The 12666-nt window shown below is 46.9% G+C and carries 12 protein-coding genes and 1 riboswitch; of the genes, 9 read left to right on the top strand and 3 right to left on the bottom strand.

Annotation, left to right across the window (positions count from 1 at the left end):
- Nucleotide 1 precedes the first annotated feature (1 nt).
- Nucleotides 2-1396: a Sapep family Mn(2+)-dependent dipeptidase gene (locus tag ACTNCK_RS05645; protein ID WP_441081532.1), complete on the top strand. Its 1395-nt coding sequence runs from the start codon at nucleotides 2-4 to the stop codon at nucleotides 1394-1396.
- 10 nt (nucleotides 1397-1406) lie between these two features.
- Nucleotides 1407-2285: an aldose 1-epimerase family protein gene (locus tag ACTNCK_RS05640; protein ID WP_441081530.1), complete on the top strand. Its 879-nt coding sequence runs from the start codon at nucleotides 1407-1409 to the stop codon at nucleotides 2283-2285.
- A gap of 144 nt (nucleotides 2286-2429) precedes the next feature.
- On the opposite strand, the gene ACTNCK_RS05635 is transcribed toward ACTNCK_RS05640, so the two are convergent.
- From ACTNCK_RS05635 to ACTNCK_RS05625, 3 genes are read right to left on the bottom strand one after another with little or no spacing between them, the layout of a single operon-like run.
- Nucleotides 2430-4172 carry a DUF6449 domain-containing protein gene (locus ACTNCK_RS05635; RefSeq protein ID WP_441081529.1) on the bottom strand — a complete coding sequence of 581 codons (1743 nt, stop codon included), beginning with the start codon at nucleotides 4170-4172 and terminating at the stop codon, nucleotides 2430-2432.
- A gap of 10 nt (nucleotides 4173-4182) precedes the next feature.
- Entirely contained in the window at nucleotides 4183-5088 is a 906-nt protein-coding gene (locus ACTNCK_RS05630; RefSeq protein ID WP_441081527.1) for an ABC transporter ATP-binding protein, read from the bottom strand.
- Entirely contained in the window at nucleotides 5085-5423 is a 339-nt protein-coding gene (locus tag ACTNCK_RS05625; protein ID WP_441081524.1) for a GntR family transcriptional regulator, read from the bottom strand. The genes ACTNCK_RS05630 and ACTNCK_RS05625 overlap by 4 nt, the downstream gene beginning before the upstream one ends.
- A 197-nt stretch (nucleotides 5424-5620) precedes the next feature.
- On the opposite strand from ACTNCK_RS05625, the gene ACTNCK_RS05620 reads away from it, so the two are divergent.
- From ACTNCK_RS05620 to ribH, 7 genes are all read left to right on the top strand, one after another.
- Nucleotides 5621-6997 (top strand): radical SAM protein, encoded by a 1377-nt coding sequence (locus ACTNCK_RS05620; protein ID WP_441081522.1) that lies wholly within the window; start codon nucleotides 5621-5623, stop codon nucleotides 6995-6997.
- A 134-nt stretch (nucleotides 6998-7131) separates the two neighbouring features.
- Nucleotides 7132-7989 (top strand): patatin-like phospholipase family protein, encoded by an 858-nt coding sequence (locus ACTNCK_RS05615; protein ID WP_441081520.1) that lies wholly within the window; start codon nucleotides 7132-7134, stop codon nucleotides 7987-7989.
- Nucleotides 7979-8836: a lysostaphin resistance A-like protein gene (locus ACTNCK_RS05610; protein WP_441081518.1), complete on the top strand. Its 858-nt coding sequence runs from the start codon at nucleotides 7979-7981 to the stop codon at nucleotides 8834-8836. The genes ACTNCK_RS05615 and ACTNCK_RS05610 overlap by 11 nt, the downstream gene beginning before the upstream one ends.
- 50 nt (nucleotides 8837-8886) lie before the next feature.
- A riboswitch (FMN riboswitch) is annotated at nucleotides 8887-9001 on the top strand.
- Nucleotides 9002-9137: 136 nt separating this feature from the next.
- The gene (gene ribD / locus ACTNCK_RS05605; protein WP_441081516.1) at nucleotides 9138-10244 is read left to right on the top strand and encodes a bifunctional diaminohydroxyphosphoribosylaminopyrimidine deaminase/5-amino-6-(5-phosphoribosylamino)uracil reductase RibD; all 1107 of its coding nucleotides are present in this window, start codon (nucleotides 9138-9140) and stop codon (nucleotides 10242-10244) included.
- Nucleotides 10225-10857, top strand: a complete 633-nt coding sequence (locus ACTNCK_RS05600; protein WP_441081514.1) for a riboflavin synthase — start codon at nucleotides 10225-10227, stop codon at nucleotides 10855-10857. Before ribD ends, ACTNCK_RS05600 begins: the two co-directional genes overlap by 20 nt.
- 8 nt (nucleotides 10858-10865) lie before the next feature.
- Nucleotides 10866-12092, top strand: a complete 1227-nt coding sequence (locus ACTNCK_RS05595; protein WP_441081511.1) for a bifunctional 3,4-dihydroxy-2-butanone-4-phosphate synthase/GTP cyclohydrolase II — start codon at nucleotides 10866-10868, stop codon at nucleotides 12090-12092.
- A complete protein-coding gene (gene ribH / locus ACTNCK_RS05590; protein ID WP_441081509.1) occupies nucleotides 12093-12554 on the top strand; it encodes a 6,7-dimethyl-8-ribityllumazine synthase in 462 nt (153 codons plus the stop codon).
- Nucleotides 12555-12666 lie beyond the last annotated feature (112 nt).

Here is a 12666-nt window from a genome sequence, read left to right as displayed (position 1 = left end):
TATGGATCAGAGAATTAAGAGCTTTGCAGAGGATCATATTGATGAACTGAAAAAAGATATAAAGGATCTGTGCGCTATACCTTCGGTGCTTTCAGATCCTGCTCCTCAAGCACCATTCGGAGAGGAGTGCAGAAGAGCCCTTCGTTTCGGCGGCAAGCTATGCGAGAGATATGGATTTAAGACAACAGATTACGATAACTATGTGATAGCGGCTGATTTTGATCAGGATCTGCCCAGATATCTCGATATCCTAGGACATACAGATGTAGTTCCGGCCGGAGAGGGCTGGAGCGTCACAGAACCCTTCAAGGTGATAGAAAAGGACGGCAGGCTTTATGGCCGTGGTACAAGCGATGACAAGGGCCCCCTTCTTTGTGCTCTCTATGCTATGAGGGCCATAAAGGAATCAGCCATTCCTCTTAAGAGAGGAGTCAGGATCATAATGGGCTCGGATGAGGAAACAGGCTCCATCGATATAGAAAAGTACTATGAGAAGGAGGAAGAGGCAGAATGCACATTTTCCCCTGATGCTGAGTTTCCTCTGATAAATATAGAAAAAGGTATGTTCCGCGGGGACTTATCCGCTTGTGCCTCTTGCGAGGGAGAGGGAGTGGAGCTTGTCTCAATGACTGCTGGAGTCGCCACAAATGCAGTCCCTAACAGGGCGAGAGCTGAGTTTCTCGGGACAAGCAGACAAATGTTTGCCTCTGCATTAGAAAAGCTTAAGGAAAAGGTCCCTGTGGATTATCAGATTTATGACGACAGGGAGATCATGATCATAGGCGAAAGCGCCCATGCCTCTACTCCGGAGAAGGGAGTGAATGCCGGTCTTGCGCTTCTTATGCTGCTTTCATATCTTCCTATGGCTGATAATAGAAGGAACTCGCTTCTTGGGATGGTGCCGAAGCTTTTTCCATACGGAGTATATGACGGCAGAGGGATCGGGATAGACATGACTGACAGGGAGGGGCTATCCCTTACAGCTACACTTGATCTGTTCAAGGTGGATGAAAAGGGGATGAGTTTTACCTTTGACTCAAGGGTGCCTCTTTGTGCGACTGAGGACAACTGTCTGCTTACAGCCAGGAGATATATAGAGGAGGCCGGATTTACCTTCGAGTGCCCTGGCATGATACCTGTGCATTATGTTCCTGGTGATTCTGATTTCGTAAAGAAGCTGTTAAATGCCTATCAGGACGTGACAGGACTTACTGGCAGGGCAATAGGCATAGGAGGCGGCACCTATGTCCACGATCTGAAGAATGGGGTAGCATTCGGTGCTGTTCTTCCGGGAATCGACACAAGGATGCACGGCGCAGACGAGTTCATGCCGGTCGACAATCTGATCACGGCAGTAGAGGTTTATGCTCAGGCAATAATCGATATATGCGGATGATGGAGAGGATATGCAGACAGTAATTGAAAGAAACGGATGCACTCTTACGACGGATACGGCTGGAGGAGAGGCAGTCTCCCTGATAAAGGGAGGAATAGAGTATCTGTGGAATGCAGATCCGGCATTCTGGGGAAGGCACGCACCGGTGCTTTTTCCCTTTGTAGGCTCCTTAAAGAATAAGGAATACAGGCTTGATGGCAGGTCATATAGTATGGGACAGCATGGCTTTGCCCGTGATATGGAATTTTGTCTTCTTGAAAGGACGGACGACTCAATCACTTATCAGCTGCTCTCATCGGAGGAGACTCTGAAGAAATATCCTTTTGAATTTGATCTTAGGATAAAATATGACATTACAGACAGGGGTCTTAAGCTTACCTGGAGGGTCACAAATACAGGAGATGTATATATGCCATTTTCTATCGGCGGACATCCGGCCTTTATGTGTCCTGTAAATGGTCAGGGCAGTTGGAGTGAATATGGTATATACTTTGAGAAAATGGGCTTTGCTCCGTCTCATCTTACAGTACATACTCTCTCATCTGAGGGACTTGTAAATAATGAGACTAAGGAGATAGAGCTGGATAAGGGAAGGCTTACTCCATCCGATCAGCTTTTCGCAGATGATGCGCTTATTATAGAGGACAGACAGGCTGATAAGGTGTCTCTTCTAGGACCATCAGGTAAGGCTTACCTTACAGTGGTATTTGACAGTCCTCTGCTTGGTATCTGGTCGCCGGTCGGAAAGCATGCTCCTTTTATCTGTATAGAGCCGTGGTTCGGAAGAGCCGACGGAGTCGATTTTGACGGAGAGCTTGCCGACAGGAAGTATTCACAGGCCTTAAAGCCGGCAGAGACCTTTACAGGTGGATTTGAGGTGATATTTTGAGAAAAAGACATACAAGGCTTATAGCAATGATAATAGTGATAACTGTAGTTGCGACTACGCTTTTCTCTACTGTCATGATGTTCTTCTGAAAAAAGGACCTCTCCTAAATCCCGGAGAGGTCCTTTTTTCGTACTAATGAATGGATCATTTGTCGTTTTCGTGGCCTAGAAAAGAGCTTTTCTGACCTAAATAGAATGGCATCGAATCAGAATCGTAATAATCAGATAAAGGGGTGACATCTGCATACATATCCTCGCTCTTTAGGGCATTTATAGTGTTTGTAAAGCTTTTGTATACAGGAAGGAAGGTACGCTCCTTTTCAACTCCATTTTCTAGTGTTATGATCTCTATCTTGCCTGCTTGGGTTTCAAAGGCTGCTGTATCTATATCATATGAATCGAGATCCTTTATATAGGCCTCCCTGATCTTTTTGTAGGTATCAATATTGCTCCCTGTTAAAGTCTTTGTCCTGTTTTCCTCGGCGTTTTTGTCCATGTAATAGTAGGTTATTCCGAAGTCTTTTTGTGATGTAAAGTGACTGTCGTGGTAGACCGTGAAAAACCCCTCCTTGAAGCTCTGGCTTTTAAACACCGAGTTCATGCTGGAAAAGGCGCTTCCTGGTATTATCACCCTGCGGGTCCTTGTATGGCCGTTTTTCATCCTGTAGCTTATATTTAGCCTGATACCTTTAGCATAAGGATCCCTTGTTATGGTCTGCTCTCCTATAGTAAGAAGGGAGTTTAAGGTGTCTATATCGGTAAGCTTCATGTATTTTTTCGAATAGCTGCTGCGGTAGCTGTCTTCTATTCCTTCAGGAGTGATATAGGCGCTCTTTACGTCCTGTGCAGCAGGCACCCATCTGTTGTAGCCGGCTATATCGTAGTAGCATCCGAGGAAGAGGATAAGGGCAGCAGCACAGCCTGCTATAGAATATCCGTATCCCCTGAAGGCGGCCCTGACGTCTGAATTGTATATGGTCTCCATTATGCCTCCGACTACGACGGCACTTATTATCATTACAGCAATGACAGCTCCTGTGGCTGCAGTTATTGTACTGCTGTCTGAACAGAAAGCAGTGCTTAAGATACAGCAGAGGAAGATCAGGATCACCTTTGTTATGCGTCTTACGACAGGCAGTGGGACCGAATTTCCTGCGTCTTCTGCCTTCCTGTGCTTATAGAGCAGATATGAAAGGACGAGTGAGAGAAGAGCACAGAAGAGGTTTCGTAATATGGCTCCATTAGTGCTCATTGAGTCAGTAACGGTATAAAGGGGACTAAGGATACCATGTGTAGTAAAGGCACTGCCATAGGCCCTGGTCTTAAGAAAGCCCATGCAGTGGTTTATGCTCCAGTCGAATATGGGCCCAAATGTGAGCAGGACTGCGTCTGCTATCACGGCTACTATGATATTTCCTGTAAGCATCACTGCAAGAACAGCATAGAAATACACAGACAGGAAAAGGAAGAAATTCCTTATAAAGCCAATGAAGGCTAGCAGAAGTACGGAGCCATTCATGCCTCCTCCTATCCCTGCGATCACAAGTCCAATAAGTAATGACAGCAGATATGAGGCTGTGTAGATTCCTATACTGTTTATTACAGTAGAAACAAACAGAGACCTTTTGCTGACTGGCTGACTCCAGTAGAAGTCCAGCTTTGTCCGGCTGTCTAACCAGTGAAAGCTCTCCAGTCCAAGCAGGATGGCGCCGACGATCGTGATGATCCGGTCAAAGCCACTGTAGCTTAAGAGATCCTTTGCTGTCATGACAGGCTTTGCATCATATGTAGATAGAGCCAGAGCCAGAAATACTCCGTTGTATAGAATGAAGGTAAGAAAGGCAAGGATCACAAGCCATTTCCTGTTTCCAAGCAGATTTTTCTGCATTTTTATATAATTACTGGATGATGAGTTTCCTGACATCATAGCCATTGTCCTCCGTTTCTGCAATAAATAATTCCTCGAGTGAGAGAGGCAGTATCTCGAAAAATACTGTGTCGATATGAGAGAATACCTCAAGAGCCTTAGCCCTGTCAGCCTTTACGGTCATCACATGAAGCATACCCTGTCTTTCGTCTGCCATTATATGCAGGCTCTCCTTTACAGTAGAAATATCGCCTTCATCTGAGAAGACGCACTGGAGCTTCAGAAGGCCTGTCTTCATATCGTCAAGCGACTCCGAGAGTAAAAGCCCTCCCTTATGGAGTAGCCCGACATGGTCACAGATGTCCTCAAGCTCTCTTAAACTATGGGAAGAGATAAAGGGTGTAAGTCCTCTTTCTGACATCTCTTCCGCGAAAAGTGACTTGACAGCTGTCCTCATGACAGGGTCGAGCCCGTCAAAGGTCTCATCAAGCATTATATACTTAGTCCCTGAGGAGACCGCAAGAAGGATAGAAAGCTGTCTTTTCATCCCCTTGGAATAAGTGGATATCCTGCTTTTTACAGGAAGCGAGAAGGCCTCTGAAAGCTTTCTGAACCTGTCCATATCAAAGGTCGGGTAGATCGATTCGTAGTAGGCTGCCATGGAAAGGCCGTTAGCATTTGTGAAAAAGTAGGGCTCATCCGGGACAAAGAAAAAATCCCTCTTGGCCTCAGGGTTGTCATATACAGCTTTCCCGTCAACACTTACCTGGCCGGAGTCAGGACGAAGTATGCCTGCTATTATCCGAAGCAGGGTACTCTTTCCGGCGCCGTTCGTCCCGACAAGGCCTGTGATCTCTCCTTCGTTTATCTGAAGAGAGATATCATTCAAGGCCTTATTAGCGCCAAAGGTCTTTGTTAATTTTACTGTTTCTATCATTCGAACAGTTCCTCCTTGCTTATGCCGAGCTCGCGGGCCTCCTCAAGGATGGCTGCAAGCCTTTCCCTAAGCTCTTTTACTTTGTTTTCCTTCAGATCTATATTGTCCTTCACGAAGCTTCCCCTTCCCTTTACAGTATATATATACCCTTCTCGCTCAAGCGAGGCAAAGGCCTTCTGGACGGTATTGGGATTCGTGGAAAGCTCTACCGAGAGAGAACGGACGGATGGCATTGGCTGATCGGGCTTCATTGCGCCTTTAAGAATCAGCTTCCTGTACATATCCGCTATCTGCTCGTAGATCGGACGTGGATCCTGCAAGTCAAGAAAATTCAAAGAATCAACTCCTTTCGTTTGAACTGTACTAATAATACTAGTACAGCTATAAAAAGTCAAGTCTCTTTTTACGATTTTCTCTGAAAAGGCTTTACATGCTACATTTTCTGAAATCTGTTTCTTGAAAAATAGGCTCTGTACTTTTATTATTAGTAGTAATTGGAAATTATAAGTAAGTATTCAGGAGGGAAATTCTAATGGCCAGCTTAAAGCATAAGGCAGAAAGAGCTGCCTTTGACGTAGCTATAACAGCAGCATTAAAGCATGTGGACAAGGGCAGAGGAAAGGCAATGTGCCAGATGATCGATCTGGTCCAGAAGGTTCTCAAGGACACCTGGCCTGACGCAGCATATGATGCACTCCGTGCTCAGTTTTCTGATCCGGACAGTAAGTGGATGAAGTTCACCAACAAGATCTTTGATGAGGTCGATCCAAGACTTATAAAGATGGCTGCACTGAATCTCGGATATGAGTCAGCATTCAGAGGATATAAGGACACCAGAGCACTTGGAGAGAAGGAAGGCTGTAATGTACCATGGTCTATCCTTGTCGATCCTACATCAGCCTGCAATCTTCATTGTACAGGCTGCTGGGCAGCAGAGTACGGCAATAAGCTGAACCTGACCTACGAGGAGCTTGACAAGCTTATCACAGAGGGTGAGGAAATGGGTATCCACAACTGGCTGTTTACAGGTGGAGAGCCTCTCGTCAGGAAGGCTGATCTGATAAAGCTTGCAAAGAAGCACAATACCTCATATTTCCAGCCTTTCACAAACGGAACCCTTATTGATGAGGACTTCTGCAAGCAGGTTGCTGAATGTGGAAACATGAGCTTCGCTATCTCAGTAGAGGGCTTCGCAGAGGCTAATGACGGACGCCGCGGAGACGGTGTATTCGACAAGGTAATGCATGCAATGGATCTTCTGAAGAAGCATAAGCTCTTCTTCGGATGCTCTATCTGCTACACCCATGTCAACTATAAGAATGTCACAAGCGATGAGTTCCTTGATCTTCTCGTAGATAAGGGAGCCCGCTATATCTGGTACTTCCACTATATGCCTACAGGCGCTGCCGGGGTTCCGGAGCTCTGCCCTACACCTGAGGAGCGTGAGTATATGTTCCACCGTGTAAGGGAGATCAGAGGCTTCGAAGGCGGCAAGCCTATATTCGCTCTTGACTTCCAGAATGACGGTGAGTTCGTGGGAGGCTGTGTTGCCGGAGGAAGAGAGTACTGCCATATCAATGCCAGAGGAGATGTGGATCCTTGCGTATTCATCCACTATTCAAGTGCCAATATCCGTAAGGACAGCCTGCTTGACTGCTTCAAGCAGCCTATCTTCCAGCTCTACAAGGAGCAGCAGCCATTCAACAAGAATATGCTCCGCCCTTGTCCTATGCTTGAGAACCCTGAGATCTTAGGACAGCTGGTAAAGGAGGGAAAGGCCTTCCCTACAGATCCTGAGTCACCTGAGTCAACTGAGGCTCTCTACGAGAAGACCGCTCCGTATGCAAAGGCATGGAAGCCGGTAGCGGAGCGTCTCTGGGCTGAAGAGCATCCTGACAGGGTCGAGTGAGAGTCAGATGATAAAGACTCCGAGGCAGTCTGAAAAGTGAACTATTCAGAAAGGGACGGGTTGATTTTCGTTTCCACATAGCTTATCTGTGGAAGGTGAAAAGGACCAGTCCCTTTTCCATTAAGGAGGTACAGATGAAAACAGGACTTGTAGTAGAGGGCGGAGGCATGAAGTGCGCCTATTCGTCCGGTGTGCTTGATGTTTTTCTGGAGAATGATATAAACTTTGACTATGTAAACGGCGTTTCAGCAGGTAGCGCCTGTGCGGCCTCCTATGTGGCCGGACAGAGAGAGAGAAACCGCAGATTCTATTCGATCCACTCCATGTCAAAGAAGTATGCCAGTCTTGACAATCTGATCCGTACAGGCTCATTCTTCGGCCTTGACTATATCTACAGCACGCTGACCAACGAGGATGGAGCTGATCCGCTTGACTATGACGCTATGGAGGCCAATCCATGCGAATTCGAGGTCGTTGCTACAGATGCCATGACTGGTCACGCTGCATATTTTAATAAAAAGGATATGAAGAGAAATGACTATGCAGCCATAAAGGCCAGCTGTGCCCTTCCTGTGATGAGTAATCCCCAGCTCGTAGACGGGAGAGAATACTTCGATGGAGGAGTAAGCGATTCGCTTCCTATACAGAGGGCCTGGGAGAAGGGAGTGAGAAAGGCAGTGGTCATTTTTTCAAAGCCTGAGGGCTACCTTATGCAGCCTCAGAAGCACAGAGTGATCTTTACCTTTGCCCTCCGTAAGTATCCGGCTGTTATCTACAGGCTGCGTCATCGTCATGAGTTCTATAACAGACAGATCACCAAGATCAGGCAGATGCGCGATCAGGGAAAGGTCATTACATTTTCTCCAAGCGCAGATATAAAGGTCAGCACTTACAAGGTCGATCAGGATATTATGGAGGAGCTTTATCAGAACGGAAGAGAGGATGCCGAGAGGCGGGTTGATGAGCTTAAGGAGTTTTTAAGTGTCAAATAAAGGGAAAAATATACTTCTTGGAATTCTGCCGACTGTTGTCGTATTTGTCCTGCAGAATGTGATCTCGATCATAGTAGCTGAATTCTTCTTTGTCTACTATGGAGCTACATTCTCCGGAAGCAGCTACGATGATCTGATGAAGATCTTCATGAAATGCTTCACAGGGAAGGGATTTTATTCTGTTACTCTGTTTATATACAGTATATTCGCTCTTGTGATCTTCGGGGCCTGGTTCAAAAGAAACAGATGCAGCTTCGAATGCAGGAGCATGAGTCTTAAGGGCTTTCGTCCACTCATGGTGATAGCCGGTGTGATCCTCTTCGTATTCGGAGCACAGATCATATCGAGCTTTCTGGTATCACTTCTGAGTGCTGCCTTTCCTAAGGAGCTTGCAAGATATATGAAGCTTCTTAAGACTACAGGTCTTTCAGGAGGCATTACCCCTCTGATGCTGATATACTCAGCCATCCTTGGGCCGATCAGTGAGGAACTTGTATTCCGTGGACTTACTCTTGGCTATTTCAAGAAGTCCATGTCCTTTTTCTGGGCAAATATACTTCAGGCTCTCCTTTTTGGCCTGATACATGGCAATCTGATCCAGTTTGTCTATGCCTTCCTCTTAGGCCTTATGTTTGGATTCATAGCCCACAGGACAGGAAGCCTTCTAGTCACGATCATTCTCCATATCAGCTTTAATTCGCTCTCATTCGTGATAGAGGCCATGTTTCCGAACGCCCTGAGCGGAGGAGCTATAGTCGCATTCGCATTACTTGTACTGTCTATGATGGGAGTCTATATAGGTACTATACTCCTTATCGCCTCCCAGCCAATGGCAAAGGAAAAATAATTTATCGTTGACAAAATGGAAATTAAGCCTTATACTTTTTTGAAATGAATAGAAGTCTTCAGGGCGGGGTGAGATTCCCCACCGGTGGTAGAGCCCACGAGCCGAAAGGCATGATCCGGTCAGATTCCGGAGCCGACAGTATAGTCTGGATGAAAGAAGATCATATAATCGCAGGATTATTATAATGCGTCTGATCATAAGCTCTGGAATGGATATCATTCCGGAGCTTATTTTTAGATGATATGCTGATTTTATGAACGCCCGGGACATTTGTTCAGGGTGTTTTTTTCTTGGAGGAAAAATGGAAGATAAGGATTACATGAGGATTGCTCTTTCACTTGCTAAGAAGGGAATGGGATGGACCAGCCCCAATCCCATGGTCGGAGCAGTGATAGTAAAGGATGAGAAGATAATAGGAGAGGGATACCATCACAGATGCGGTGGACTCCATGCAGAAAGGGAGGCTCTTGCGGCCTGCAGTGAGGATCCAAAAGGAGGGACCATGTATGTGACATTAGAGCCCTGCTGTCATACAGGCAGGCAGCCGCCCTGCACCGAGGCTCTGGTCGGGGCTGGGATCAGCCGGGTGGTCATTGGCTCATCGGATCCAAACCCTCTTGTCGCTGGCAAAGGGATAGAATATTTAAGGAAGCATGGTATAGAGGTCGAGACAGGAGTCCTTGAGGAGGAATGCGACGCTATAAACTATGTCTTCTTTCACTATATCACCACAGGCACTCCCTACGTCGTAATGAAATATGCGATGACAATGGACGGTAAGATAGCTACAGGGACTGGAGCCTCAAAATGGATTACTGGAGAGGCGGCCAGGAGGGATGTCCACGGACAGAGAAGCCACTACAGGGCCATAATGGTCGGGGTTGGTACTGTCATAGCCGATGATCCCATGCTTGACTGCAGGATAGAGGGAGGCAGGAACCCTGTCAGGATAATATGCGATACGCATCTTAGAACCCCGATGGACAGCAGGATAGTAAGAACTGCGAGGGAGATTCCTACTATCATGGTGGCGGGAGCTGTCTCTTGTGAGAGAAAGGCAGCCTATATTGAGGCAGGCTGCAAGGTTTATAGTCTTCCTGAAAGGGATGGTATGGTAGACCTTTCAAGTCTTATCGAGCGCCTGGGCCAGGAGGAGATAGACAGCATACTGATCGAGGGAGGAGCCAGTCTTAACTGGAGCGCGATGAGAAGCGGGATAGTAAACCGGGTCTTAGCTTATATAGCGCCCAGACTTTTCGGTGGAGAGCTGGCTAAGTCTCCTGTTGGCGGAGAGGGAGTCGGATATCCGGATCAGGCCATGGCTCTTAAGGATGTGACTGTAAGGGAGCTTGGAAATGATTTCCTGATAGAAGGAGAGGTCAAGAGCAATGTTTACAGGATTAGTTGAAGAAATCGGATCTGTCCGCAGTATTGAAAGGTATGGAAGCTACGGAGCTCTCTCAATATGTGCACCGCTTATAGCCGCAGACCTCGTGACAGGTGACAGCGTGGCTGTAAATGGAGTCTGTCTTAGCGCGACAGAAGTGGATAAGGGAGGCTTTAAGGCAGATGTAATGCATGAGACCGTAAGCCGGTCCTCACTTGCCAGGCTTAGGATCGGAAGTCATGTGAATCTGGAGAGAGCTATGCCATGCAATGGAAGGTTCGGAGGACATATTGTCACAGGACATGTCGACGGGACCGGAGTGATAAGCTCGGTTAGAGCAGATGGCAATGCACTTTTGTATACCATAAGGGCTGATAAGGGCCTTTTAAGACATATAGTAGAAAAGGGCTCTGTCACGATAGATGGGATAAGCCTTACTGTAGCTGATCTTATGACAGATGGTTTTATAGTATCGGTAATTCCCCATACGGCCTCTGTTACCATACTTAAAGAAAAGCGGGCCTCTGATATAGTAAATATAGAGACCGACATAATAGGTAAATATATAGACAGGCTGCTTAATGATAAGAAAAGCGGTATTTCGTTGGATTTTCTTAAGGAAAATGGATTTTAGGAGGAAAAATGGAAGAAGATTATTGTACTGTTGAAGAAGCCTTAGAGGAGATCAGGGCCGGACACCTCTTAATGGTGATCGATGATCCGGACAGGGAAAACGAGGGAGACTTGATCTGTGCGGCACAGTTTGCAACGACTGAGAATGTGAATTTCATGGCAAGTCATGCCAGAGGACTTATATGCACACCTATGAGTTCTGAGGTGGCTGGTCGTCTGGGACTAGAGCAGATGGTAAAGGTAAATACAGACAATCACAATACGGCATTTACCGTATCAATAGACCATGTAGACACTACTACCGGTATTTCGGCCGAGGAAAGAGGATATACATGCAGGAAATGTGCTGATCCGAAGACAAAACCTGAGGAACTGCGTCGCCCGGGACATGTATTTCCGCTGGTGGCAAGGGAGGGAGGAGTGCTTGGAAGAAACGGACACACCGAAGCGACCGTTGATCTGTGCAGGCTTTCTGGCCTTGAGCAGTGCGGACTCTGCTGCGAGATAATGCGTGAGGACGGTACCATGATGCGGACTAGTGAGCTCTTAGAGAATGCAAGGAAATGGGGCATCTCAGTTATCACGATAAAGCAGCTTCAGGATTACTGTCGTCTTCATGACAAGCATGTGGTCCGTGAGGCAGAGGCAAAGATGCCGACCCGCTACGGGGATTTCAGAATCTATGGTTATGTGAATGATATTACAGGCGAGCACCATGTGGCCCTGGTAAAGGGAGATATAGGTGATGGGAAAAGCGTGCTTTGCAGGGTCCATTCCGAATGTCTGACTGGTGATGTGTTCGGATCGAAAAGATGCGACTGCGGAGACCAGCTTGCGGCAGCCATGAGAGCAATCGAGAAGGAAGGCAGGGGAGTGCTTCTTTATATGAGACAGGAGGGCCGCGGGATAGGGCTTATCAATAAGCTTAAGGCCTATGCTCTCCAGGAGCAGGGCTTTGATACGGTTGAGGCAAATGTGAAACTGGGATTTGCACCGGACTTAAGAGAGTACTGGACAGGAGCACAGATACTAAAGGATCTTGGAGTTGTGACCATGCGGCTTCTTACCAATAATCCGGACAAGATTTACCAGCTTTGTGATTTCGGCCTTGAGATAGAAGAAAGGGTTCCTATTCAGATACCCGCTACCACAGAGGATCTTTTCTATCTGAAGACAAAGCAGAGGAGAATGGGACATCTGTTGAATTTTGATACTGATAATAAGGAGGCAGAATAAATGAAGGTATTAGAAGGAAAGCTTACAGGAGAAGGAATAAGGATTGGGATAGTATGTGCCAGGTTTAACGAGTTTATAGTTTCAAAGCTCTTGGGAGGATGCCAGGATGTCCTGCTCCGTCATGGAGTCGACGCTGGTGATATAACGGTAGCCTGGGTTCCGGGAGCTTTTGAGATCCCTCTCATAGCTCAGAAAATGGCAAACAGTAAAAACTATGATGCTGTGATCGCGCTTGGCGCTGTGATCCGCGGGGCAACAAGCCACTATGACTATGTATGCAGTGAGGTATCAAAGGGGGTTGCGAATGTGGCGCTTAATACGGACATACCTGTTCTGTTCGGAGTGCTTACTACTGATACGATCGAGCAGGCCATAGAGCGTGCAGGCACAAAGGCAGGGAACAAGGGAGCAGACTGTGCGGAGAGCGCAATCGAGATGGTAAATCTGATAAGGGAGTTATAAGGGGAGAGGTGAGAGGTGTGAGGTGCGAGGTGCGAGGCCGCTGTCTGAGATTAGCGAGAACGAGTCGAAGACGAAGTTCGAGCTTAACGAAGACAGCTTCCTTGTTAATGAG

Origin of the sequence: Candidatus Weimeria sp. HCP3S3_B5, from assembly GCF_052064335.1 — a bacterium.
Classification (GTDB): domain Bacteria; phylum Bacillota; class Clostridia; order Lachnospirales; family Lachnospiraceae; genus Weimeria.
The sequence above is the reverse complement of the archived record's forward strand: the minus strand, read 5'-3'. Positions and strand labels throughout refer to the sequence as shown.

What these genes read in the sequence shown, in the direction of transcription:
- ribD (WP_441081516.1), top strand. Translation starts at nt 9,138, where the DNA reads ATGGAAGATAAGGATTACATGAGGATTGCTCTTTCACTTGCTAAGAAG.
- ACTNCK_RS05620 (WP_441081522.1), top strand. Translation starts at nt 5,621, where the DNA reads ATGGCCAGCTTAAAGCATAAGGCAGAAAGAGCTGCCTTTGACGTAGCT.
- ACTNCK_RS05640 (WP_441081530.1), top strand. Translation starts at nt 1,407, where the DNA reads ATGCAGACAGTAATTGAAAGAAACGGATGCACTCTTACGACGGATACG.
- ACTNCK_RS05600 (WP_441081514.1), top strand. Translation starts at nt 10,225, where the DNA reads ATGTTTACAGGATTAGTTGAAGAAATCGGATCTGTCCGCAGTATTGAA.
- ACTNCK_RS05630 (WP_441081527.1), bottom strand. Translation starts at nt 5,088, where the DNA reads ATGATAGAAACAGTAAAATTAACAAAGACCTTTGGCGCTAATAAGGCC.
- ACTNCK_RS05645 (WP_441081532.1), top strand. Translation starts at nt 2, where the DNA reads ATGGATCAGAGAATTAAGAGCTTTGCAGAGGATCATATTGATGAACTG.
- ribH (WP_441081509.1), top strand. Translation starts at nt 12,093, where the DNA reads ATGAAGGTATTAGAAGGAAAGCTTACAGGAGAAGGAATAAGGATTGGG.
- ACTNCK_RS05615 (WP_441081520.1), top strand. Translation starts at nt 7,132, where the DNA reads ATGAAAACAGGACTTGTAGTAGAGGGCGGAGGCATGAAGTGCGCCTAT.
- ACTNCK_RS05635 (WP_441081529.1), bottom strand. Translation starts at nt 4,172, where the DNA reads ATGCAGAAAAATCTGCTTGGAAACAGGAAATGGCTTGTGATCCTTGCC.
- ACTNCK_RS05595 (WP_441081511.1), top strand. Translation starts at nt 10,866, where the DNA reads ATGGAAGAAGATTATTGTACTGTTGAAGAAGCCTTAGAGGAGATCAGG.